The sequence below is a fragment of the Streptomyces sp. NPDC093984 genome (genome assembly GCF_044764595.1).
GTDB classification, from domain to species: domain Bacteria; phylum Actinomycetota; class Actinomycetes; order Streptomycetales; family Streptomycetaceae; genus Streptomyces; species Streptomyces cynarae.
The window spans coordinates 1-20,590 of record NZ_JBIWIM010000035.1 but is presented as its reverse complement, the minus strand read 5'-3'; the positions used below and the strand labels follow the sequence as shown (position 1 = coordinate 20,590).

Sequence of the window (20,590 nt, the reverse complement as noted above, 5' to 3'; positions counted from 1 at the left end):
CGGAGCGGGTCCCTCCGGGCTGCGCCCGGAGCCAGCGAACGCCCGTGCTGCGCACGGGCGTTGCGCTCACGCTCCGCATGAGCGCTAGCGGGGAGCTGCGCTCCCCGCCCAACCTCCGGGCTGCGCCCGGAGGTTGACGCTCCCTCCGCTGCGCTCCGGGAGCGGACCGCTTCGCGGCTCCGGCCGGGCTTCGCCCTGCCGGGTTGCGGCACCGCTGCGCTCTGGCCGCAACCGTCCCGCACTACGTGCGGGACAACGGGCCACGCTCCGCGCGGCCCGAAGCTGGCAGCAGCGGAGAGGGGGGTGGGGGGCGTGCATCACAGCTGATGCACCATGTAGCTTTGGCAGAACCGGGCCAACTCCCTGCATCAAAATGTGAATCCGGATCAACTCTGGAAATGGGAACCAGCACCATCAATCCAGCAGGAGCCGAGACTCCCAATATGACGCCGCTCCAAGGGAGGCCTGATTCCAAAAGGAACTGAAGGGAAATGGGCCAACACCCTTCAGGAAGTCAATATTCATTCGCACGTGGAGCCGAGAGTACGTCCGTCGCATCATTTCCGAGACCCAGTGGACAGAGACCATTTCGGGAGTGGACGACAGCCCCAGCTCCAGCCCGAGCCAGCAGCTCCACCCCTCACCGCCCCCGCACGAGCTTCGCCCCGGACCATCCAGACCCCAGGCGCGGCGGCCCCGCCGACGCGCAACCAGACACCACACCGCCCCACTCCCCGAAGCCACCACCGCACCCGCCCCCGCACCCGTTCCTCACTCTCCTTAACCGGCGCGGAAAAGTGGGCAGCAGAGGGGATGTCAGCAGCCCGACCACGCGTCCGCAGGGCGTTGACCTGGGGGGACGTAGAAGCCGGCCGCCAGGCCGCGCAACCTCTAGCGCAACACCTGACGCAACATCAGGCGCAACGCGGTACGCAACACGGGGCGGGCGCAACAGGTCTTCCAATCACGCATCACATCCACTATTATTTGAAGTCATGGGGGAGGCGACCCCCGGGAACCGCAGAAGTCCAACGAAGGGGAAGACGTGGAGATCCAGATCTCTGACGGGATCGTCCGCCGAGTGCGCGGCGGTAAGGACGCACCCATGACCGGCCTTGCAATTCAGGCCCGTACGGTCGCAAACTTCCTGCCCTTGCTTGTTCAGCGGGTGGGCGCGAACATCGTGCACAACTCCGACGCGAATTACACCGGAATTCGGTTCGACACCAAGGTTGGCCCGGTGGTGCTGGAAATGCCGACGGGTGACCGTCCTTACCGGCTTGTTCACGAACTCCCGGAGCCGGACGAGAACGGGCGCACCGAAGTAGAGATGCGGCGATTCCCGCAGATCTACAAGCCGCAGGGAATCGCGCACATCACGGCCGAGTTCCTCCAGTCGCGTGGGTTCCTGAAGTAATCCCCCCGGGGTGCCCCAGTCGGGGCACCCCCTCCACCCGGCATTCACCGAGAAGAGAGGGACAATAGTGGAGAACACGCGGATTACGGGGCAGCCTGAGGAGAGCAGGGCGCCGCTTACGGACGCGGAGCGGGAGCAGGCGACTTACGCGCTTCTGGAGTTGGCGCGCAGCGAGAGCGACCCGGACGCGCTGAGGGTGCCGAGCGAGCAACTGGAGTTGGTCCGGCCGTTTTTCGAGTTGGGTTGGGCGATGGGTGTGCGCACTGGTCACACAGGCCCGGCCATGGCTGACGTGCCGGTGGACCGCACCACGGTCGCGCGCGCGTTCGTTCTGCTGATGTCCGAGCGTGTGGCGGATCAACTGGTGATCGCGGTTGCCCGGAGTCTCGACCCGCAGCACGCCGGACCGGTGCTGTGGCAGAAGGTCGACTACCACGGCAGCGTGACGCATCGTCATGGGACCTACTGGGTGAGCGCGATTCACGCCCACGCCGACCCGTTCGGCGAGGCCCCGGAACTGCGCTACGACCTGTGCGAGATGCACGGTGTCACGCCAGTGCCGAAGGTCACGAACGTGCGCCGGACGAGCCTGACGCCGTTGCCCGCGTACCGCATGGGCTAAGTGTGCTGGTCAGGGGTGGGTTCACTCACCCCAGAAACACACTATTATTGAAGTTGTTCGGGGGCGGTGGCCCCGCCCCCGAACCGCAGAAGCCAACACGAAGGGGAGAACACCGCATGACTCAGCAGTTCGCCGAGCGCGCCACGAACGTGGCCCCCACTGGTGCCCGCAACGCCGAACTCTCCGACCTGGTCCGCATCCTGGAGGACCAGAACCGGCGCAAGCTGGACGTGATCGCCCCCGCGTCCGCGCTGCGGTTCCGTGAGGGAAACGTGCACGTCGAGGGTGTGGAATCCCTGATCACCGAGGACGGTGTGACGGACGTGGACGGTATCTACCGGCCCACCGCCGTGGCCGACGAGGGGATCGCGGACAAGCTCCGTATCCCGCTCGCCTACCTGCGCCGCATGCGCGCCGAGAACGTCCCGCTGCTGGACGAGAACGTGAACGCGTGGCTGCGTGAGGAGCCGCAGCGCCGTTTCATGCTCCGCGCGTTCCGGGGCGACAGCGGCCCGGGCATGCCGCCCGCCGAGGGCGTGGCCCGCGCGCTGCTCAGCGACTCCTACAAGCTGATGGACAACTTCGACATGCTGCTGGCCGCCCTGGACGGGGTGAAGCAGTCCGGCCACCCGACCCGCGTCACGGGGTGCGACCTGACGGACCGGCGCATGTACGTGCGCGTCGAGTCCGAAGCCGTCGCCATCCAGGCCCCCGAGTTGCTGCGTGGCTACCGCTCGCCGTTCGACGGACGCAGCGGTGACGAACTGCCCGTGATCTCAGCAGGTTTCGTCATCACCAACAGCGAAGTCGGTTCCGGGGCGTACACCATCACCCCGCGCGCCGTCATCCAGGTGTGCCGCAACGGCCTGACCGAGACCAAGGACGTCATGCGCGCCGTGCACCTGGGAGGCAAGCAGGACGAGGGTGTCGTGTCCTGGTCCGGCCAGACGCAGCGCAAGACGCTGGAGCTGATCACGTCCAAGACCGCCGACGCCGTGCGCACCTTCCTGTCACGGGAGTACGTCGAGGCCAAGGTGCGCCAGGTCGAGGCCGCCGCCGGGAAGACGCTGGACGAGCCGACGAAGACGATCGAGCACGTCACCAAGACGCTCAGCATCGGTGCCGAGGCCAAGGACATGATTCTGTCGCATTTCGTGCGGGGCGGTCAGATGACGGCCGGGGGCGTGATGCAGGCCGTCACGTCGACCGCGCAGACCCTCACGGACGCCGACCAGGCCGCCGCCCTGGAAGCGCTCGCGCTGCCCGCTCTGACGGCCGCCGCCGCGCACGGCTGACAGACCCCCGTGCGGGCCGGGAACCTCCCCGAGCCCGGCCCGCACGGGCCCCAGGCCCCGCCCCAGCACCGGGCGGGCACCCCTCCCGGACCGCCCGGGGGGTGCCCGCCCGGCCCCAGAGCGCGGAGCGCTCCCCACCCCGGCCAGGGAGCGCGGAGCGCGCCCGCCCCGCCGTCTGCCGCGTAGCGGCAGCGCGACGCGTCTGCGGAGCAGACCGCGCGCCCAGAAGAACCCCCGCCACGCCACGAGACACGTGCGCCGGCCCCCGGTGCTCACCGCCCCGTCCGCAAGGAGTACCCGCATGCCCGCACGCCCGGAGCTCACCCGTCCCGACGACGCCGCCATAGCGGCCGCCATGAGCCGCACCCTGACCGCGCTTGCCGCCCTGCTCCAGGCACTCGGCGACGGCGAACACACGCTCAACCTCGTGGCCGAGCGCACCGACGACACGTTCGTCCGGGCTCAGGCCGACCTCTCCGTCGGCACCGCCCCGCTGCGCCTGGCCGTACTGGACGAAGACGACTACTGCGCGCTGCGCACGCTGCTGGTGTTCGCGCTGGAGGGCAGCACCGTACGCAGCGCCGTCCTGGTCGCCACCACGGCCACCGAGCCCCACCCCCGCGCGTGCGGCTGGACCGTGCGGAACGGGTGGCTGCACCCCATGGACACCGCCGAACTCCAGCAGGCCGTCATCCCGTGCCCCGGCGTCCCCGCCGTACGGCGGGAGGTCTACGACGCGCCGGTCCTGTCACAGATCACCGACACCGACGAGGAGGGCCCCCGTGGCTGAGAAGCCCGCCGTCACCGCCAACGGCTACTGCACCAACACCACCCCGGTCCCCGGCACCATCCGCACCGTCAACGCCAAGAACACCGGCCCGAAGTTCTTCCACCTGCACGGCCGCCGCTACGGCGAATGCCCGTGCGGCAAGGAAGTGTCCCTGACCGAGCGGGACAACCTGCGCCGCCACAAGCCGCCGCAGGAGTAACCCACAGACGCCGTCCGCCGCCCCCGTCCCCCCGGGGCGGCGGACGGCCCACCCCGGCCAGAGCGCCACTGGCCGACGACCTGCCGCCCCGACGCCCGCGCCCTCCCCTTCGGCGAGCGCGGGGCGGCAGGCCCCCGCTCACCGAACCGAACCGCCGAGGAGCCGCAGCCCATGACCAGCGAGAGCCTGACCGTCGACACGCCCGCCGGCATCGTGCGCGCCACCGCCGGCCCCCGCCAGGACGACGCCGTCGTCTTCGAGCTGGGCGGGGCGATGCGCGGCAGCGTGCACGTCACCGGCACCCACCACCCCCACCACTGGGCCCAGTTCACCGCCGTACGCGCCTGCCTCGGCCCCGTCAACGCCTACCAGACCACCGCCCCCGACAACGCCCTACCGCGGCTCACCCGCAGCCGCACCCGCTACCACGGCAGCCTGACCCTCTACCCCGACGACTACGCCGACCGCCCCCAGGTCAGCGTGTACCCGATCACGTCCGCCGACAGGCACGAGCCGCCCGAGAAGACGGCAGCGACGCTCACCGCCGTCCTGCGCGCCTGCGCCGCCCATGTCGCGCAGCGCGACGACCTGCCCGTGATCCTTGATCTCTCCCGGCAGCGGGACACTGCCGCCCTGCTGCGCTTCCTCACCTGGTCGGCCGCCCACCACCAGGCCGAAGCCGCCCGCTTGGAGCGGGAGGCGCGCGCGGCCCACCCCGCGCGGCGCGCCGCCGTGGCCGCCTGGTGGACCGTCGCCCGCTGGTTCACCGCCTGCCCGCACCCGGTCCTGCTGCTGATGCTGGCCGACCTCCCCTACTCGGTACTCCCCAACTCGCTGGCCCGCACCGTCGACGTCAAGCAGTGGTGGGCCCCGTGCTGCCTCACCGCGGCCGCCCGAGAGCACGAGCACGCCCGCCGCGCCCAGGCCGAAGCCGGCTCCCTGCGTGCCCAGCAGCGCTCACGGCGCCCGGCCCGCCGCCCGCACCCGCCCGCGCACGCTGCCCCGCACGCGGCGCGCCTGGAACTGGAGATGTCGTGACGATGCGCTGGTTGATGACCCTCGGAGAGCGCACCCGCCCCGAGACGCCCACCTACGCCGAATGCCCGGGCCCGAACGACGCACGCGCTGTCGCCCTGGTCGACGACTGCGGCCAGATCTTCCCCATCCTGCTGGCGTGGCGGCGGGCACTCGGCCGCGAAGTGACCGGCTGGGCCGAGCAGGTCGAGGCGGACGACGTCGAGAACCTCCCCCAGCACGTGACCGACGACTGGGGGCCCGGTCTGCGGCTGGACACGATGCCCGGCGGGTACGTGAAGGTCTCGGACTACCGCGACCACCAACCGCCCGACGCGGTCACCGCCGGTCCCCGCATGCTCTTGCGCTGATCTCGGCCTCAGAAGCAGCAGGTCAGGGGCGGGTTCACACCACCCTAGATCACACTATTATGGGTGTTGCGGGAGGGGTTTCTCCCCCACACCACCCCTCCCGCACCCAAGGACCAACCGAAAGGAGCCGCGATGCCCGAGGAGTTCACGTTCCCGCGCAACACCGGTTCGTACGGCTACCAGGTCCTCGACCGCCAGGACCCGAGCACCCGTTACGGCGTCGTCTGGCACGACCCGGAAGTCTGCCAGTGGGTCGCCGAGTATCCGGGCAACCGCCCGGGCAGCGGCGGCGGGATCCCCGGTTTCGCCAGCCGGGAATGGGCCGCGCGCTTCCTGTACCGCTACCGCAAGCTCCAGCCGTCCGGCCGCACCTGACCGGCCGCCCGCCCGCCTCACACCGCCGCCAGTCACAGAAGGGACCGCGCATTGGCCACCTTCGGTCACATCACCCGGGAGCGCTGCGCCCAGTTGGGCCGCGCCCTCACGGACGCCGGCCTTTCCTGGACGGACAACGGCCGCCAGGACAAGCCCGAGTTCCTGACCTACACCGCCACCGACGCGCACGGCCGCGAGTGGAGCATCAGCCCGGCCACCAGCAACCAGATCACCCCGTCCCGTCCCGCGAGTATCTGGCAGGCCCAGTGCACCGAGCCGATGCACCGGTCTCCGGTCCTGTCCGCCCGGGCGGTCGTCGACCACATCGGGGACTTCCCCGCGTGACCGGCCCGCTGCGGCCGTGGCGCCCCGACGACTTCGACGACTGGTGCGAGACGTGCGGCGCAGCGCCGGGCCAGTTCTGTAAGCCGACGTGCGACACCGGCTACACCGCTGAGGACCTCCGCCGAGACGCCGAGCCCCGCGACCAGGGCGCGGCCGCGCTGCCCCGAGCAGGGCACCCCACCACCCTCTCGAAGGAGTGAAGACGCAGCCATGCCGCAGGAGTTGACCACCCAGGAGCAGTTCGACGCATTCGCCGACGATGTGGCGCGGGAGCTGGGTACGCACTGCCGGACCGCCCCACTGCCCGAGTACGTCCGCGGCCTTGCACGGCTCATCGTCGACGGCGACGGCCGCGCCGTACGCCTGTGCCAGCCCGACGCCGAGCAGCCCAGCAGGCTCAAGGTCTACGCGGCCCTCCCGGACGAGGCCCAGGTGCAGACCCCGTCGATCAGGGTCACGGCGATCAGCGCCCGCCATGTGGCGCGCGAGATCACCCGGCGGCTCTACCCGCTGCACACCGAGGCCGCCGAACTGGCCGCCCAGATCGCCGCCCGACAGCAGGCGGAGGCCAGCGCCCGCGCCGCAGTCGCCGAAGCCGTGGCCGACGCGCTCCCCGGCGCCCGCATCGAGGAGCAGTACCGGCGCACGCGTGCTGCGCCGCGCCCTGCGATCGGCTCGCCTCCGGATTCCCGCCCGCCGGTTCAGCGCCGGGATCGCGGCGCTGCCGCCCACCGCGCGCGAAGCGCTCGGCACCGACGTCACCGCCGAGGAAGCCATCGCCTACAACCGCAGCCGCGTCGCCACCGCAACCGCCGTCGCCCTCTACCGGAGCGGATACACGCTGCCGATGCGTGACCTCGACCTGGACGACGCCGTGCACGCCCTGGACTTCCCCTACTCGGTGCCGAGCCAGGAGACCCGCGCCGCCATCCGTGCCGCGCTCGCCGTCCTGGACGCCGACTACACCGTCACCGTCACTCACTGACCAGCCGTCCGCCCTGACCTGCGGGCCGCCCCGGCCGGGCGGCCCGCGCCGGAAGGAGACCCGGTGTTCCTGGTCGTTCCCGACCCCGCTCACGGACTGGTCGCCGCCCCCAGGTCCTCTGACGACCTCACACCCGGCACCAAGGAGACCCTCACAGCCCAGGGATTCGCCTGGAACAGCGAGATCGAGGCGTACACCCGCCCGACCGACAGCAGCCCCGCAGCCGTGGAACTGACCGCCGGCGCCCTGCGCGAACTGGGCCACTACGTCTTCTCCTCCTACACGCCGCTGTCCACCGCCTGACCGGCGCCCCTCCCCGGCCAGGCAGCCGCCCCAAGCCCAGCAGTCCCCTTGCACGGAAGGAGTTCCGTCATGCCCCGCCGCCGTCAGCCCTCCGCCCGGTACGCCGTCGCCGGGCACGAGGGAGCCCACCAGGTCATGGACCGGCTCCACGGGTACGCGCCGCTCAGCAGCCACACCACCCGCCCGGCCGCAGAGGCCGCAGCGCGCGAACTGGCCTCCAACCCCACCGCCGCCATCGCGGCCGTAGAGGCACTCGACGCCGCCCAGAGCGGCCCGGCAACCACCGAGCGGCGCATCCTGCGCCGGTACGGGTACGCCTGGAGCCTGCGCCAGGACGAGATGCTCTCCCTGACGCGGGAGTTCAGCCACCGCCGCCTGGACACACTCGTCTCCGACGGCCATCTGGCCATGGTGTTCACTCCAGCCGGCCATCCGTACTACACCACGCCCGAGCGCTTCGATGAGCTGTCACCGCGCTGGGTGCGCGACGGGGACGAGTCCTTCCCGGCCGCCGAGCCCGCCCGTCTCGAGCGCCCCCGCCCCGCCCTTGAGCTGCTGCCGCACCGCAAGCGCTGGGAACTGTGCGAGCTGCACGGGATCGCCCTTGGGCGGTGCCTGCTGTGCGGGCCACGCGAGGCCTTCGAGTGCCAGTGGGGCGAGTGCACCGCCAACCGCGTGACCGCGTATTGCGAGCGGTGTGTGCGGCTCGACCCACGGCGCAGCTTCCCGCTGCCGCCTCGCCAGGGCTGCGACTAGCGGCAAAACAGCAGGTCAGGGGTAGGTTCACACTCACGCTAAACACACTATTATTGATGTTGTTGGCGGTACGGGAGGCCGGACGGCGGGCCCGGCCACCCCGAGCATCACGCGAGGAAGGACACCACCGATGAAGCCCCTCGACCTGGCCCAACTGCTGGCCGCGCCGACCGATCCTCCGGTGCGCGACGCGCTCCGCCGTCTTGCGCCCAGATCCCTGGACGCGCTGATCATCGAAGCCCTCTCGGCCACCGAGGAGGCGTGGCGGCAGGTTGTCGTCGACCGAGTCCTGAAGTTCGTGGCGGAGCAGCCCAGCGGCGGCCGCCCGGCGGTCGCCGCGTACTTCACGACGACGGAGCGCCGGACCGCGGACGGCATGCACGTCGGATGGAGCCCGTTCGTCGCGGCACTCGCGAGCACCGAGGACGATCCGGATCTCAGACACACCCGCACCGCGGCGATGGCCGTGCCGGTGGGCGAGGCGGCGCTCGCCGAGGAGGTGTTCGCCGACCCGGAGTTGGCCGACGCGCTCAACCGGCTCGCAGCACTGGACCCGCCCGGGCACGAGGACGTCCTGCGCATCCACCTGCCAACTCGCCAGGTCACCCGCGTGAAACCCTGACCGTCGACCCGTGCGGGTGCTGCGGCGCCCGCACGAAGGAAGGCCCGCGCCATGCCGGTTCCAATCCTCTGCCACATCTGCCACGGGGGCCGCTACGAGCCCCGGAATCCGGGCTCCTACGCCTGCCGGTCCTGCGGCAACCGCGCCACCGAGTCGACGTTCCCCGTACAGAGCGACGAACGGCTCGTCGCGCTCGCGGGCGTACTCCAGGTCCTCACCGTGCCGGACGGCCACCAGGTGATCACGCCTACCCGGCGCTGCCACGCCCCGCACCTGGGCGCAAGCCTGGTCCTCGCCCTGCGTGTCTATACCGGCCCCCTTTGGGATCTGGCGCAAGTTCCGTGCGCTGACTACTGAGCGTTAGGCGCGGAGGACGCTTTCCCGGAGGAGCGGGAAGCGGCTCGCAGGTTGTGGCGTTGTCGGAGGGGCGTTGTAGTTAACTGCCGCAGGAGATGCCGATGATCGTACGATCGCCACATGACTGCGGATACGCGAATAAAGCAGGCTGAACTCCTCTACGAGCGCGCTGTCTTCGGCGGCGACACTGGTGCACTGGCCACCGCCGACCAAGGTCTCGATGCGGTCGAGGCTGACCTTGCCCTGGCCCGTGGCCGTCTTGTCCATGCCCGCTTCCTGGAGGAGCGGGTCGAGGATGCACGGGAGCTGGAGCTGTTCGAGCGCGCAGCAGAGTTGTACAGGCGGCTCGGCGATGCGCGGGGGGAGGGGGAGGCGCTGTTCTGGGCCGGTACGTTCCATCAGGTGGTCCGCGATGACACGGAGACCGCCCTGCCCTTCTTCACGCACGCTCTTGATCTCGCCACCCAGACCGACGACCGGTTGACCATGTCCTACACCCTTCGACACCTTGGTTTCGCGGAGCACATGGCTGGACGGCTGGATGCGGCGCGAGCGCACTTCGAGGAGTCCACCCGTCTACGTCGCGAACACGGGTTCCTGCCGGGGGTGGCCGCAAATCTGATCACGCTCGCCGAGTTCGCTGTCGAGCAGAACCGGCGGGACGAGGCTGCGGCACTCCTCAAGGAGGCAGCCGAGCTGGCCGAGAACACCGACTCCAACGGCGTCCTGCGCTGGGTGACGGGAGCCCGCGAGAGGCTCGACCTGGCGTGAGAAGGTGTGGCGCATCGCTTTTCCCGGCGGCCTTTTGAACAGTGGCCGGGGTGGAATTCTGTGGGCCTGGCGAAGTTCGTGAGCCGATTACGGAGTGTCAGGTCAATAGGACGCGCTTTCGGAGCAGAGGCAGTCCGGCTCGGCCGAACATCTGCCGCTTCAACATCTTGATCCGGTTGACCGTGCCTTCGACCGGCCCCGAGTTCCAGCTGGTGGTGAGCCCGGCCGTTGCGGCGTCGAAGTCGCCTTGCAGGCCGACGGCGAAGGTACTGATGCCGGGCAGGTTTGCGTCAGTGGCATCCGTGATCCAGTCGGGCAGGCGGGTTCCGCTGAGTGTGGTGAGCATCTCGGCAAACGAGCTGGTCAGATCCGCCGCGGTGGCCAGGTCGGGGCAGCGGTCGAGCACCGCCTTGCGGTGCAGCTTCTCCTCCTCGCTGAGAGTGGCCGGATGCCGGGTGATCCAGCCGGTCACCTGCCGTACCGAGGGCGGTGGTGGAGCGGGCGTGAAGCCGTCGTTGTTCTTCGGCAGTGCATGCCGGGCCCAGTCGCGGACGGTGGAGTAGCAGCCGCGGAAGCCTCGTGCGGTGATCTCGCGGTGGAGGTCGAGGACCGTCACTTGACCCTCGGTCTCGGCCCACCGGTGTTCGAGGTAGGGCTTGAACGGATCGAGCTTGCTGGAGCGTTGGCGCTTGCGGCCCTTGACCATGTCCTGCCAGCGGGCGGCGCGGGCGTACCGCTGGACGGTGTGCCGGCCCCAGCCCAGGTGGCGGGCGAAGTGCCGGATTCCCATGCCCTGGTCGAGGAGTTCATGTACGAGGGCATGGTGGGCGCGGGCCCGTTCGGCGAACCTTCCCATCGGATCTTCTTCTTCGTCGTCCTCGCCAGGTTCGAGTGGAGCGGGTGTCTCCCACTCGGGTTCCGGCTCCGGAGCGTCGGGCTGCAGGTCGCGCAAGGCGGAGCGGTTGGCGGCGACGGTCTTCTCGACCGCGGAGGTGAGGTTCTGCCACAGATGAAAGCGGTCGGCGACTTGTGTGGCCTGGGGCGCGGCGTCGCTGGCCGCGTCCGCGTAGGCGCCGGAGCGGTCGCGGCAGATGACCCCGATGCCGGGGCGGGCGGCCAGCCATGGCGCGAGTGTGGCGGCGTCCCGTTCCGGCAGCAGGTCGAGGAACTGGTGGGTCTCGGCGTCGATCACGACGGTGCCGTAGACGTGGCCGCGACGCAGCGCGAAGTCGTCCACCCCGACCGCCCTCGGCTCAGTCGCGGGCGGGTCGGGCAGGTCTATTAACCGGCGCAGCAGCGTGCTGCGGCTGGCCGTGATCCCCATCAGCTTCGCGAGCCGGGCTCCGGCCCGGCCGGCCAGCGCCAGCCCGATCGCGCCCAGCGCCGCGCGCAGCCGTTCGGTGACCCGGCCGTGGCGACGGGTCAGCCCCGCCACCTGCTCCACGAACGTCCTGCGCGGGCATGACCGCGTGCTGCAGACGTACCGCCGGACACGCAAGGCCAGCACGACGTGCTGGCCAGCGCTGGGCAAATCCGCCGGGAACCGCAGGTAGGAGCTGTGAACCCGTTGCGACCAGCTGCCGCAGATCGGGCAGGCGGCGCCGGCCGCCGTGCACCGGGCCTCGATGCGTATCGCTTCGCCGTCGGCGTCGACCGACGCGATCGCCATCCCGGAGACCGATGGATACAGCACGGCTTGCAGTTGATGCGACACCTCGTTCACGACGACTGAATCTCGGGCCCGTCAGCCGAACGAGCAGCGAAATCAAGGCGACTTCTGACGCCCCCAACCCGAGATCAACAACTACAACGCGTAACGGGCGAACGGAACTTGTGCCAGACCCCAAAGGAACCCGTTAGAGACACCCTGCGGCTCAACCGGACCCACCCGGTGTACCGGAGTGCCGAGGACGTCCAGGCCGCCGAAGACCTGCTGGCCGTCCTGGACGCCGACGAGCAGGGTCCCTGGGTGCTGTCCCCCGCGCAACTGGGCGTCCTCACTCGGGCCATGGACGTCCGCAACGCACTGCTGCCCTCAGCATCCCGGCAGCACCCGGACCTGGATGCCGAGATCCGGGCCGCCTACCTCCGCAGCCGGCGCCCGCCCACCGCCTGAGACCGGCTGCCGGGAACCGCCCGTACCCCCACCCCCAGGCGCCGAACGGACGCCGCACGCACGGCAGTTCTAGGTCGGAGGCAGCGCAGCAGACCGAAATTTGCGCAGGTCAGGGGGTATCTAGCCCCACGCCATATCACACTATTATTTGCAATGCAGGGAGTTTGGTTCCCGCCAATTCGCCGATGAGGCAAGGAGAAGGAGAGCCGCATGGCCACCGCCGTCTCGACCCCGACCGACAAGGCGACGAACACGAGGAGGCCGCGCCGCAGGTCGTCAAACTCGACCCGGCACTGCTGGTGCGCGACGAGTGCAACGCGCGCGAGCACGACACCGAGCCGGACGAGAAGCTCATCGCCTCCGTCAAGGAACTCGACGTCGAGGAGCCCATCAGCGTCCGGCCCCGGCCTGACGGGACCTACGGCGTCTTCAAGGGCTGGCGGCGCGCCCAGGCGGCGCAGGCCGCCAACGCCGCCGCCGAGCAGGACGGCCGCCCCGTACGCCTGGTCATGGCGTACGTGCGGGAGGACCTGGTCGGCCGCGACGGCTGGACGCGGTTTCTGTCCCTGGTCGAGAACGACCACCGCGAGGGCATGAGCGAGCGGGACACCCTTCGGGCCCAGGAACTCGCCCTGATCGACATGACCGACGTCGACCGGCGCACCGCCGCCAAGGCCCTGGGGGTGGGCCGCAACGCAGCCAAGCAGGCCAAGGCGGCGCAGAAGCTCAACGACGCCACCCTGCGCCGTACAGCGGCGGCAGGCATGGACCTGGAGCAGACCGCCCAACTCGCCGAGGTCTCGGGCGTGCGCGGCGCGGAGGACCGGCTCATGCGGGCACTCTCGCGCGACCACGCCGAGGGCAAGGGCGGGCGCGGTCACTGGGATCAGGAGATGGCCCTGCTGCGCGCCGAGCAGGCCGACGCCGAGACCCGTGCCAAGGCCGAGGAGGAGCTGAGGGCGGCGAACATCCCCCTGCTGGGCCGGGTGCCGTCCTACGAGAAGGACCCGTCCCGCCCCCTGAGCGAGCTCGCCAGCGGGCTGGGCAACCCGCTCACCGAGGACAACCACAAGAACTGCCCCGGCCACAGCGCTCGCCTCGATGACGAGCACCGGCCCGTGTGGCACTGCGCCGACCCGGCCGCGTACGGCCACAAGGTCCGGGCTCAGCCGAAGAAGCCCAAGACCGAGGAGGACGAGCAAAAGGCCGAGGAGCGGGCCCGGATCGTGGCGTGCAATCGGGCATGGAAGGCCGCCGCCGGACCGAGGCAGGAGTTCGTCAAGCGGCTGGTGCGCGGCAAGACCCTGCCCGACGAGGCCCGGCTGTTTGCCCAGCAGATCCTGCTGGACCTGCCCCGCTTCTACGGCAAGTGGGCGGACAAGCAGCGCACTCAGACCGTGGCGCTGCTGCTCGGAGCGAAGGACCCCGAGAACAACTCGGCCTCCGAGACCGCCGCCAGCTTCCCCAAGAACCGTCTGGCCAACGTGCTGTTCGCCCAGGTCGCCGCCGCGTTCGAGGACGCCATCCGCGAACCCAAGCAGTTCGACACTGCCCGGATGACGCACGTCTACCTGTGGGAGTCCCCCGACCGGCTCCAGGCCGCCTACCTGCTGCTCCTGGAAGCCCTCGGCCAGGCCGACGACGGCAGCTACCAGCTGTCCGAGGTCGAGCAGCAGGCCGTCGCCAGCCACCGGCCCGAGGCCGACGCCTGACCGTCTTCCCCTCCCACTCACCACCCGGCCGGGCACCCCCCGTGCCCGGCCGGTCGCCCACCCGTCCACGCAGAGAGGCGAACCAGCATGCCCATCACCATCGACGAGGTCCGGGACTTCATCCGGCAGTTGCCCGACGCGGCAGCCGTCGCCCAGGTGCAGGAGGCCGCCGCGCAGCGGCTTCGCGCCATCGACAAGGCCGCGTTCGCTCACATCCAGTCGGGGCGCCGGGCACGCATCACCCCCGCGCTGCGCTCGAAGCTGCTGCGCGGCCTGACGGGCACCGTGCAGGAACGCAACCGCTCCGGCAGCCGTGCGGGCTTCCTCCTCGACGAGGAATCCACCCGGCTGTTGCGCGCCCACCCCCGCAACAGCCACTACCGCATCCCGGAGAACGTCCGGCGCTTCCGGTTCCCCGGCAACGGCGTCCCGGTCTCCTGCCTGGAGCTGATCGAGGACTGACCCACGTGCTGCGTCCCGCCGCCCTGCGCGACGCAGGCGGAGCCCCCTCGCCCGTCCGATACGCCGCGCGATCTCGTCGCCCGGCCGCCGTGTGAAAGGCCGTCATGCCCGCAAACCAGCAAGCGACGCCGTCCGACCCGGACGCCGACGTCCCCGACCGTCCCCTGACGCTGGCCGTGCTGCGCCAACTGGTCCGCACCGACTGGCGCGGCCTGCCCGGCAGCACGCTGATCGTGCTGTCCCGCGACGTCGAGGGCAACGCCTACTCGCCGTTCGCCAGCTACAGCCGCTCTCGGTACGCGCCGACCTACAACGACTTCGTCGGCGAGATCTTCCCGCTGCCGGAGGAGCTGAAGAAGGACAAGGAGCTGCGCGAACTGTTCGCCGACATCCCTGACAGCGCCGTCCCGGCCCTGGTGCTCTACCCGCTCGGCTGACCAGACCCGCGCGAGGCGGGACAGCCCGTCCGGCTGTCCCGCCCCCTGACGAAAGCGACGTGTCACCCACCATGTCCGCCTCCGCACAGGCCTTTGAGGAAAGACCCCACCAGCCGGTGCTGGTCATCAGCGACCGCCTCGACGACGACCCGATCGGGCTGCTGCCGTGCCCGGTCCCTTTGATGCACTTGCCCTCACCTCTGTTCACCTCAGAGGAGTTCCAGAGCGCTCCGCTCGTGCTCCTGGACGACCGCAGCTACACGAACTTCACGCTCCGCCACATGCCCCACCGGCCCGGCCTGATCGTGGCGGCCGCCGATCCGGACGACGGCACGGCGTATCCCCGGGCCGCGGCCATCGGCGCCGAAGCCATCCTGCGGGCCGGACAAGACCTGGCCTGGCTGCACCTGCGCCTGCACGCCGCCACCGACTGCCGCTACGCCCACTGGGAAGCGCTGCTGACCGGCCCGCCCCCACCCAAGGACAGCTGATGCCCGGCCGTCGTCGCTCCCAGCCGGCCCACCTTCCCGCGATCCGAAGGACGTCACCGATGCACCTGATCCCCCAACGCTGTGCGCGCCGGCCGCTGGCGGGCGGGCTGGTAGTGCCGTGGGGGTCCCTGATCCACGGCGGCCACGCGGCATTCGGCAGTCTCGGCGCCGAGCGGGCCCGTACCGCGTTCCTGCACCGTCTGTGCCAGATCTGCGGCCAGCACCTGGACGAGCGGTGTTTCCTGATCGTGCGCCCGGCCGACGTGGCCCAAGGTTGCTCGCCGGAACCGGCTCTGCACCCCGAGTGCCTGCCGTACGCCGCCGCGCACTGCCCCACGCTCAACGGCACGGCCACCCACTACCGGCAGCGTCCCGTTCTGGCCAGCCACCCGGCCGGGCGGCCCTGCACCGATCCGTCCTGCCCGTGCCCGTCCCTCTCGCCCGACGAGGGCCACGCCGCCCACAGCGGCAGCCCGGCCGACCGGTACGAGGCATGGATGATCCACACCCGGAACTACCGTCTGGTCTTCCCACCGAACCGGCCCGATGTTCTCTCCGGCATCAGCCTCGACGTGCCCGTCCTGCGCAGGCGCGTCCTGCGCACCGCCCATCTCACGGCCGAACAAGAGTGCCTGATGGGGCTGGTGCGCAGCCTCCTGGACGGCAACCCGTGACCCCCACTCGTCCCACCATCGCTTCGTTGAAGGAGGCTTCCGTGATCACGCCCGACTCGGCCACGCCCGAGGGTGCAGCCGTCATCGACCTGTACGAGCAAATGAACGTGCTGGAGGAGCGCACCGGCGAGTGGCCCGGTGCCGACACCGTCGACATCCTCGGTAAGTGGCTCGCCCGCTTCGACTTCACCGGCCCGGTGACGCGCACACGGCTCGTCGCGGGCAGCGTCTGGGTGCTGCGTCGCCAGGACCGTCACGAGGACGAGGTGACGCTGTGGAACGACGAGGACTCCGCGCTGGCCGCCCTGGCCGGGCACGTCCGCAGCAGCTGGGACAACCTGCTCGGGGACGACGGCATCCCGGAGCACCCGCCCCTGAACGACCGTGAGGCTGTCGACCTGTACTACGGGTCGGACCAAGAACGTGGAGACGAGCACTACTCGCTGTACGCCGACGACATCGGCCGGCTGGTGCGGACCCTGCCTGCTCCGGACGGCTTCCGCTTCCCGGACGATGAGGTCTGCGCCAAGGTCAACAGCGCAGCCGTCTTCCACCCGATGGCCGGCCCCGACGACGAAGGCCTGCCGTGCATCGAGATCGCCGGAGTTCTAGTCTTCGCCTACCTGGACGCCGACATGCAGGCCGTGCGGGTATCGGTTCACCTCGACACCACCGACGAGCTGCTCGTCCAGCCCGGGCAGACGGTGCCTTTGCACGTGGAGGTCGAGGACTCCACGGTGTTCAGCGGGGGCGCCACACCGGCGCCGGCGGCAGCCGGAGGGTGGCGGCAGTGGCTGCGACGGCTGAGCCGCTGGATGCAGCGGACGAGGGGGATTGACTCACCCCCAGAACACACTATTATTTGAGATAGGAGGTGTTCGCATGGCCCCGTCGATCACGCTGGTGTCCGGCACCGTCACCAGCGACGTCGAATGCCGCTTCACCGAATCCGGCATCGCCGTCTGCCGCTTCCGCCTCGCCGAGACCCCCAGCCAGTGGGACGTCGCCACACAGAAGTGGCGGGACGGGACCCCGATCCCGTACGTGTGCACCGCCTGGCGGGACCTCGCCCGCAACGCCGCCGAATCCCTCACCAGCGGAGTCACCGTCCTGGTCAAGGGCCGCATCACCGAGATCAAGGACAACTCCATCTACCTGAGCGTCGACGACCTCGGCATCAGCCTGCGCCAGCGCATCGCCTACACCGAAGCCAGCCTGCCCAGCCCGGCCGCCGCCGCTCCCCTCACCCCTCCCCCGACGCCTCAGCCCGCCGCACCGAGCGCGCCCCGTCCTCCCACCAAGCAGCCCAGCAATCCTCCCGCCTGGTGGGAAAGGCAGAGGTCCTCCGGCTGGTCCCACACCGCCGCCTCCAGCGCCGACGGCTCTCCCCTTCACGTCGGCCGCTGACGCTCTGCCCCTCCTTCTTCCCCTTCACCGCCCGCCCCGGCGCGGTACCGGTTCGCCTGCCGGTGCCGCGCCATGCCCGAGAGGCCGCCATGCCCGAGAGCACCCTGCCCGAACGTGCCGCCCGCGCCGCGCTGGCCGCCCACTTCGCCCCGGGCCAGGTCGCCGCCGACCTCGCCAACTACTCCCCTGCCGAGGTCTGGCAGCGGCACGTGCGCCGCGACAACAGCGGGCGCCTGGCCCAGTACAAGCCGCGCGAGGAACTCGACAAGGCAACTCTGACCTGCCGGTTCGTCATCCCCTCGGACGAGGTCTGGCCCACCGCTCTAGCGGACCTCGGGCCCCACTGCCCGCTTGGCCTATGGGTGCGCGGCGGCGACCAGCTGCCCCAGCTGACCGCCCGCTCCATCGCCGTGACCGGCAACCGGAACGCCACCGAGCAGGCCATCATCCGCGCGCACGCCTTCGCCGCGGCGGTCGCCGGGGCCGGCTACACGGTCACCGCCACGCTCGCCTACGAGCGTCGACAGGCCAGCGTCCGCAAGTGCAGCCTCCGGGCGAAAGGCGAGGTCGGCGACCGGTGGATCACCCAGGTCTTCGGCGGCCGCCCGTTCAGGCAGATCACGGGGCTTCAACGCCGACGAGGAAGGCCGCCGCTTCGGCGACCAGGCCGCCTCGAAGGTCCCCGGACACCAGCTCTAGGTCATCGAGGACGACATCCCCGAGACGGAGCACGACTTCTCCGTGGACTACATCGTCACGCCCGACGAGGTGATCCCGTGTAGTGGCCGTCGACGCCGGTGCGGGTTGTTCTGGGAAGACCTGACGCGCGAGGAGATCGCGGCCATCCCAGTGCTGACGAAACATCGGCCGTCGCAGCTGTTGCCAGATGGTCAACTGCCCTGAGACAGATGGTCTTCACCGCAACAGAAGCGACAACATGGGCTAGGTGGACGAAAGTTATCTGTTCTTATCGTAGTCACAGAGAGTGCTAATATCTCGCGGAACACAACGACGTGTGACAGGTAGGTCCTCTGTGGGCTACGAGATAGATTTCCTCCCCGTTGGGGACGGATCGAGCGGCGGCGATGCCATCGCCCTTCGTTACGGCAACCTCTACGGTCCGCGCAGCGAGCAGACCGTGATCGTCATTGACGGCGGCTACCTCAAAGCCGGTGAAGCCCTCGTCGAGCACATCCGGGAGCACTACAACACCGGCATCGTTGATCTTGCCGTCTCAACTCATCCGGATCAGGACCACATCAGCGGACTGCGGGTCGTCCTGGAGGAGCTGACGGTCAAGAAGCTCCTCATGCACAAGCCCTGGAGCCATTCGACCGGCATGGCGCGAGCCAAGATGGTCCTCGCCCTCAACGCGCGCGCACTGCGTACGGAACTGAGGGATTCCCTTCAGGGCGCGACCGACCTTGAGGAGGTCGCCAAGGCGCAGGGCGTCCCCATCGAGGAACCGTTCCTCGACTGGATGAGCGAAGACGGCGCCTTCCGTGTCCTCGGTCCCACCGAGGACTACTACCGGGAGTTGCTCGCGGAGATCGTCGAGCCCGATGCCAGCCTTGCTTCTCAGGCGAGCTGGGAGCAGCTGGTGCGGAAACTGTTCGCGGGGACGTCCCATGAAGACCTCGACATCGAGACGCTGAAGGAGAACGGGGAGACCTCCGCCAAGAACAACACCAGCGCCATCTGCTTGTTGGAGGTCGGCGGGCGGAAGCTGCTGTTCACCGGAGACGCCGGGATTCCCGCTCTCGGACAGGCGCTTGATGTCCTTGAAGCTGAGGGCTTCCAGCCTGGCGAGCTGCGGTTTGTTCAGGTGCCGCACCACGGCAGCCGCCGGAACGTGAGCCCGTCGATCCTTAACCGGCTGCTCGGCTCCAAGGGGCAGACGGCCGTCATCGGGACGGCCTTCGCATCCGTACCCAAGGAGAATCCGGAGCACAAGCACCCCGCGAAGAAGACGACGAACGCCTTCCTCCGCCGTGGATACCCCGTTCATCTGACGCAGGGCACATTGAGGTGTCACTGCCACGACGCCCCTGATCGGGACGGTTACAGCACCTCGATCCCTGAGCCGCTTCACACTTCAGTCGAAGACAACGGGGACTCGTAGCGTGCTCTGGCTTGACGACTACGAGCGCCGGGCGCGACTTGCGCCCGGCCTCCTCGCGTTGCTGCCGATCAGCGTGGCGCTGGCGGTTCTCGGCCTCAGTAAGGCCCCCGCGGTCGTATCGGTTCTCACCGCGCTGTCTCTAGCCGGTGGCCCCGTCATTCTTGCCGAACTCGTACGTCACCAAGGTCGGAAGGTTCAGGAGGTGCTCTGGGCTTCATGGGGTGGCTCGCCGACCATCCAGAAGCTCCGACTGCGGCAGGAGGGGCAGAACTCACTGCAACGGGAGACCTGGCGCAAGGCCGTCTCCTCCGTAACCGGGATCGAACTGGCCTCGGCCCGCAGCGAGCGGGCGAACCCGATCAAGGCCGACGAGGCGATCGACGTTGCCGTGGGACAAGTTCGGAACCTCACGCGCGACGAGACGAAGTTCCCCCTCGTACGCGCTGAGAACCGAGGATACGGGTTTCATCGGAACCTCTACGGCATCCGGTGGACTGGACGTATCACCGCGCTCGTGGCGGTGCTTGGGGTCGTGGGGTACATGCTGTGGCTCGCGAACGTCGAGCATCAGCACGCGCTCACGCTCGTCAATGTCCTCGCTCTCATCGCGACCGTGGCCTGCCTCGTTATCTGGTGCATCTTGCCGTCGCCCGTGCGGATGAAGAACGCGGCCGAAAGGTACGCATACGAGCTGCTACAAGCTGCTGTCGTTCTCGCCGCCGAGAAGGCCCAGCCCACTCCCGAGGGGGCGCAGTAGGCCCGATGTGTTGTTGCCCTTGGCCGTTGGGGGTGTTTTGCCTGGTCAGTAGGGGTTCGGGGCGGTAGACTGGGCACTGCCCAGGGGATACGTAGTAAGACGTCGTCTCATTTGGCGTGCCGGGTAGTCTGCCCCATGTGGTGATGGTCGAGCGCATGGTGCCGGACGAGCTGTGGGAGCTGTTCCAGCG

General features: G+C 69.7%; 29 protein-coding genes. 28 read left to right on the top strand and 1 reads right to left on the bottom strand.

Annotated elements, in window-relative coordinates:
- The first annotated feature begins 1,045 nt into the window (after nt 1–1,045).
- From ACIRC0_RS39065 to ACIRC0_RS38985, 17 genes are all read left to right on the top strand, one after another.
- Nucleotides 1,046–1,417 carry a hypothetical protein gene (locus ACIRC0_RS39065; RefSeq protein ID WP_403626703.1) on the top strand — a complete coding sequence of 124 codons (372 nt, stop codon included), beginning with the start codon at nt 1,046–1,048 and terminating at the stop codon, nt 1,415–1,417.
- 67 nt (nt 1,418–1,484) lie between these two features.
- On the top strand, nt 1,485–2,039 hold the full coding sequence (locus ACIRC0_RS39060; RefSeq protein ID WP_403626700.1) for a hypothetical protein: 555 nt from the start codon (nt 1,485–1,487) through the stop codon (nt 2,037–2,039).
- Nucleotides 2,040–2,155: 116 nt separating this feature from the next.
- Nucleotides 2,156–3,334: a DUF932 domain-containing protein gene (locus tag ACIRC0_RS39055; protein ID WP_403626697.1), complete on the top strand. Its 1,179-nt coding sequence runs from the start codon at nt 2,156–2,158 to the stop codon at nt 3,332–3,334.
- A gap of 301 nt (nt 3,335–3,635) precedes the next feature.
- Nucleotides 3,636–4,124: a hypothetical protein gene (locus ACIRC0_RS39050; protein WP_403626696.1), complete on the top strand. Its 489-nt coding sequence runs from the start codon at nt 3,636–3,638 to the stop codon at nt 4,122–4,124.
- Nucleotides 4,117–4,323 carry a hypothetical protein gene (locus tag ACIRC0_RS39045; protein ID WP_403626694.1) on the top strand — a complete coding sequence of 69 codons (207 nt, stop codon included), beginning with the start codon at nt 4,117–4,119 and terminating at the stop codon, nt 4,321–4,323. The genes ACIRC0_RS39050 and ACIRC0_RS39045 overlap by 8 nt, the downstream gene beginning before the upstream one ends.
- Nucleotides 4,324–4,494: 171 nt before the next feature.
- Nucleotides 4,495–5,361 (top strand): hypothetical protein, encoded by an 867-nt coding sequence (locus ACIRC0_RS39040; protein ID WP_403626692.1) that lies wholly within the window; start codon nt 4,495–4,497, stop codon nt 5,359–5,361.
- 2 nt (nt 5,362–5,363) lie between these two features.
- Nucleotides 5,364–5,708 carry a hypothetical protein gene (locus tag ACIRC0_RS39035; protein ID WP_403626706.1) on the top strand — a complete coding sequence of 115 codons (345 nt, stop codon included), beginning with the start codon at nt 5,364–5,366 and terminating at the stop codon, nt 5,706–5,708.
- Between the two features lie 132 nt (nt 5,709–5,840).
- Complete coding sequence (locus ACIRC0_RS39030; protein ID WP_403626689.1) at nt 5,841–6,083, top strand: hypothetical protein; 243 nt, start codon at nt 5,841–5,843, stop codon at nt 6,081–6,083.
- Nucleotides 6,084–6,134: 51 nt separating this feature from the next.
- Nucleotides 6,135–6,428: a hypothetical protein gene (locus ACIRC0_RS39025; RefSeq protein WP_403626686.1), complete on the top strand. Its 294-nt coding sequence runs from the start codon at nt 6,135–6,137 to the stop codon at nt 6,426–6,428.
- Nucleotides 6,425–6,628, top strand: a complete 204-nt coding sequence (locus ACIRC0_RS39020) for a hypothetical protein (protein ID WP_403626683.1) — start codon at nt 6,425–6,427, stop codon at nt 6,626–6,628. Before ACIRC0_RS39025 ends, ACIRC0_RS39020 begins: the two co-directional genes overlap by 4 nt.
- 10 nt (nt 6,629–6,638) lie before the next feature.
- Nucleotides 6,639–7,283, top strand: a complete 645-nt coding sequence (locus ACIRC0_RS39015) for a hypothetical protein (protein WP_403626680.1) — start codon at nt 6,639–6,641, stop codon at nt 7,281–7,283.
- Nucleotides 7,276–7,413 carry a hypothetical protein gene (locus tag ACIRC0_RS39010; protein ID WP_403626678.1) on the top strand — a complete coding sequence of 46 codons (138 nt, stop codon included), beginning with the start codon at nt 7,276–7,278 and terminating at the stop codon, nt 7,411–7,413. Before ACIRC0_RS39015 ends, ACIRC0_RS39010 begins: the two co-directional genes overlap by 8 nt.
- Nucleotides 7,414–7,476: 63 nt before the next feature.
- The gene (locus tag ACIRC0_RS39005) at nt 7,477–7,716 is read left to right on the top strand and encodes a hypothetical protein (RefSeq protein WP_403626675.1); all 240 of its coding nucleotides are present in this window, start codon (nt 7,477–7,479) and stop codon (nt 7,714–7,716) included.
- A 69-nt stretch (nt 7,717–7,785) separates the two neighbouring features.
- Nucleotides 7,786–8,472 carry a hypothetical protein gene (locus ACIRC0_RS39000; RefSeq protein ID WP_403626672.1) on the top strand — a complete coding sequence of 229 codons (687 nt, stop codon included), beginning with the start codon at nt 7,786–7,788 and terminating at the stop codon, nt 8,470–8,472.
- Nucleotides 8,473–8,602: 130 nt separating this feature from the next.
- On the top strand, nt 8,603–9,094 hold the full coding sequence (locus tag ACIRC0_RS38995) for a hypothetical protein (RefSeq protein WP_403626670.1): 492 nt from the start codon (nt 8,603–8,605) through the stop codon (nt 9,092–9,094).
- Nucleotides 9,095–9,145: 51 nt separating this feature from the next.
- Nucleotides 9,146–9,451, top strand: a complete 306-nt coding sequence (locus ACIRC0_RS38990) for a hypothetical protein (protein ID WP_403626667.1) — start codon at nt 9,146–9,148, stop codon at nt 9,449–9,451.
- Between the two features lie 120 nt (nt 9,452–9,571).
- On the top strand, nt 9,572–10,222 hold the full coding sequence (locus ACIRC0_RS38985; protein ID WP_403626664.1) for a tetratricopeptide repeat protein: 651 nt from the start codon (nt 9,572–9,574) through the stop codon (nt 10,220–10,222).
- A 97-nt stretch (nt 10,223–10,319) separates the two neighbouring features.
- On the opposite strand, the gene ACIRC0_RS38980 is transcribed toward ACIRC0_RS38985, so the two are convergent.
- Nucleotides 10,320–11,915 carry an ISL3 family transposase gene (locus ACIRC0_RS38980; protein WP_403626661.1) on the bottom strand — a complete coding sequence of 532 codons (1,596 nt, stop codon included), beginning with the start codon at nt 11,913–11,915 and terminating at the stop codon, nt 10,320–10,322.
- Nucleotides 11,916–12,113: 198 nt separating this feature from the next.
- On the opposite strand from ACIRC0_RS38980, the gene ACIRC0_RS38975 reads away from it, so the two are divergent.
- The 11 genes from ACIRC0_RS38975 (at nt 12,114) to ACIRC0_RS38925 (ending at nt 20,400) form a co-directional block, all read left to right on the top strand.
- Complete coding sequence (locus ACIRC0_RS38975) at nt 12,114–12,338, top strand: hypothetical protein (RefSeq protein ID WP_403626658.1); 225 nt, start codon at nt 12,114–12,116, stop codon at nt 12,336–12,338.
- Nucleotides 12,339–12,523: 185 nt separating this feature from the next.
- Nucleotides 12,524–14,050 (top strand): ParB/RepB/Spo0J family partition protein, encoded by a 1,527-nt coding sequence (locus ACIRC0_RS38970; protein WP_403626655.1) that lies wholly within the window; start codon nt 12,524–12,526, stop codon nt 14,048–14,050.
- 87 nt (nt 14,051–14,137) lie between these two features.
- A complete protein-coding gene (locus ACIRC0_RS38965; RefSeq protein ID WP_403626652.1) occupies nt 14,138–14,512 on the top strand; it encodes a hypothetical protein in 375 nt (124 codons plus the stop codon).
- Between the two features lie 104 nt (nt 14,513–14,616).
- Nucleotides 14,617–14,949, top strand: coding sequence for a hypothetical protein (locus ACIRC0_RS38960; protein WP_403626649.1), 333 nt, complete (start codon nt 14,617–14,619; stop codon nt 14,947–14,949).
- A 59-nt stretch (nt 14,950–15,008) separates the two neighbouring features.
- Nucleotides 15,009–15,440 (top strand): hypothetical protein, encoded by a 432-nt coding sequence (locus tag ACIRC0_RS38955; RefSeq protein ID WP_403626646.1) that lies wholly within the window; start codon nt 15,009–15,011, stop codon nt 15,438–15,440.
- 59 nt (nt 15,441–15,499) lie between these two features.
- Nucleotides 15,500–16,114, top strand: coding sequence for a cell envelope biogenesis protein OmpA (locus ACIRC0_RS38950; RefSeq protein WP_403626643.1), 615 nt, complete (start codon nt 15,500–15,502; stop codon nt 16,112–16,114).
- Between the two features lie 41 nt (nt 16,115–16,155).
- Nucleotides 16,156–16,980 carry a hypothetical protein gene (locus ACIRC0_RS38945; protein WP_403626640.1) on the top strand — a complete coding sequence of 275 codons (825 nt, stop codon included), beginning with the start codon at nt 16,156–16,158 and terminating at the stop codon, nt 16,978–16,980.
- A 16-nt stretch (nt 16,981–16,996) separates the two neighbouring features.
- The gene (locus ACIRC0_RS38940; protein ID WP_403626637.1) at nt 16,997–17,521 is read left to right on the top strand and encodes a single-stranded DNA-binding protein; all 525 of its coding nucleotides are present in this window, start codon (nt 16,997–16,999) and stop codon (nt 17,519–17,521) included.
- 89 nt (nt 17,522–17,610) lie between these two features.
- Complete coding sequence (locus tag ACIRC0_RS38935; protein ID WP_403626634.1) at nt 17,611–18,303, top strand: DNA-processing protein DprA; 693 nt, start codon at nt 17,611–17,613, stop codon at nt 18,301–18,303.
- A gap of 251 nt (nt 18,304–18,554) precedes the next feature.
- Nucleotides 18,555–19,643 carry a ComEC/Rec2 family competence protein gene (locus ACIRC0_RS38930; RefSeq protein WP_403626631.1) on the top strand — a complete coding sequence of 363 codons (1,089 nt, stop codon included), beginning with the start codon at nt 18,555–18,557 and terminating at the stop codon, nt 19,641–19,643.
- Nucleotide 19,644: 1 nt separating this feature from the next.
- A complete protein-coding gene (locus ACIRC0_RS38925; RefSeq protein WP_403626628.1) occupies nt 19,645–20,400 on the top strand; it encodes a hypothetical protein in 756 nt (251 codons plus the stop codon).
- Nucleotides 20,401–20,590: the final 190 nt, after the last annotated feature.

Bases quoted from the DNA above. Each gene is read 5' to 3' on its own strand.
- ACIRC0_RS39035 (WP_403626706.1), top strand. From the start codon at position 5,364: ATGCGCTGGTTGATGACCCTCGGAGAGCGCACCCGCCCCGAGACGCCC.
- ACIRC0_RS38950 (WP_403626643.1), top strand. From the start codon at position 15,500: ATGCACCTGATCCCCCAACGCTGTGCGCGCCGGCCGCTGGCGGGCGGG.
- ACIRC0_RS39040 (WP_403626692.1), top strand. From the start codon at position 4,495: ATGACCAGCGAGAGCCTGACCGTCGACACGCCCGCCGGCATCGTGCGC.
- ACIRC0_RS38995 (WP_403626670.1), top strand. From the start codon at position 8,603: ATGAAGCCCCTCGACCTGGCCCAACTGCTGGCCGCGCCGACCGATCCT.
- ACIRC0_RS39000 (WP_403626672.1), top strand. From the start codon at position 7,786: ATGCCCCGCCGCCGTCAGCCCTCCGCCCGGTACGCCGTCGCCGGGCAC.
- ACIRC0_RS39010 (WP_403626678.1), top strand. From the start codon at position 7,276: ATGCGTGACCTCGACCTGGACGACGCCGTGCACGCCCTGGACTTCCCC.
- ACIRC0_RS38935 (WP_403626634.1), top strand. From the start codon at position 17,611: ATGCCCGAGAGCACCCTGCCCGAACGTGCCGCCCGCGCCGCGCTGGCC.
- ACIRC0_RS39030 (WP_403626689.1), top strand. From the start codon at position 5,841: ATGCCCGAGGAGTTCACGTTCCCGCGCAACACCGGTTCGTACGGCTAC.
- ACIRC0_RS38940 (WP_403626637.1), top strand. From the start codon at position 16,997: ATGGCCCCGTCGATCACGCTGGTGTCCGGCACCGTCACCAGCGACGTC.
- ACIRC0_RS39055 (WP_403626697.1), top strand. From the start codon at position 2,156: ATGACTCAGCAGTTCGCCGAGCGCGCCACGAACGTGGCCCCCACTGGT.
- ACIRC0_RS39050 (WP_403626696.1), top strand. From the start codon at position 3,636: ATGCCCGCACGCCCGGAGCTCACCCGTCCCGACGACGCCGCCATAGCG.
- ACIRC0_RS38990 (WP_403626667.1), top strand. From the start codon at position 9,146: ATGCCGGTTCCAATCCTCTGCCACATCTGCCACGGGGGCCGCTACGAG.
- ACIRC0_RS38985 (WP_403626664.1), top strand. From the start codon at position 9,572: ATGACTGCGGATACGCGAATAAAGCAGGCTGAACTCCTCTACGAGCGC.
- ACIRC0_RS38960 (WP_403626649.1), top strand. From the start codon at position 14,617: ATGCCCGCAAACCAGCAAGCGACGCCGTCCGACCCGGACGCCGACGTC.
- ACIRC0_RS38965 (WP_403626652.1), top strand. From the start codon at position 14,138: ATGCCCATCACCATCGACGAGGTCCGGGACTTCATCCGGCAGTTGCCC.
- ACIRC0_RS39015 (WP_403626680.1), top strand. From the start codon at position 6,639: ATGCCGCAGGAGTTGACCACCCAGGAGCAGTTCGACGCATTCGCCGAC.
- ACIRC0_RS38970 (WP_403626655.1), top strand. From the start codon at position 12,524: ATGAGGCAAGGAGAAGGAGAGCCGCATGGCCACCGCCGTCTCGACCCC.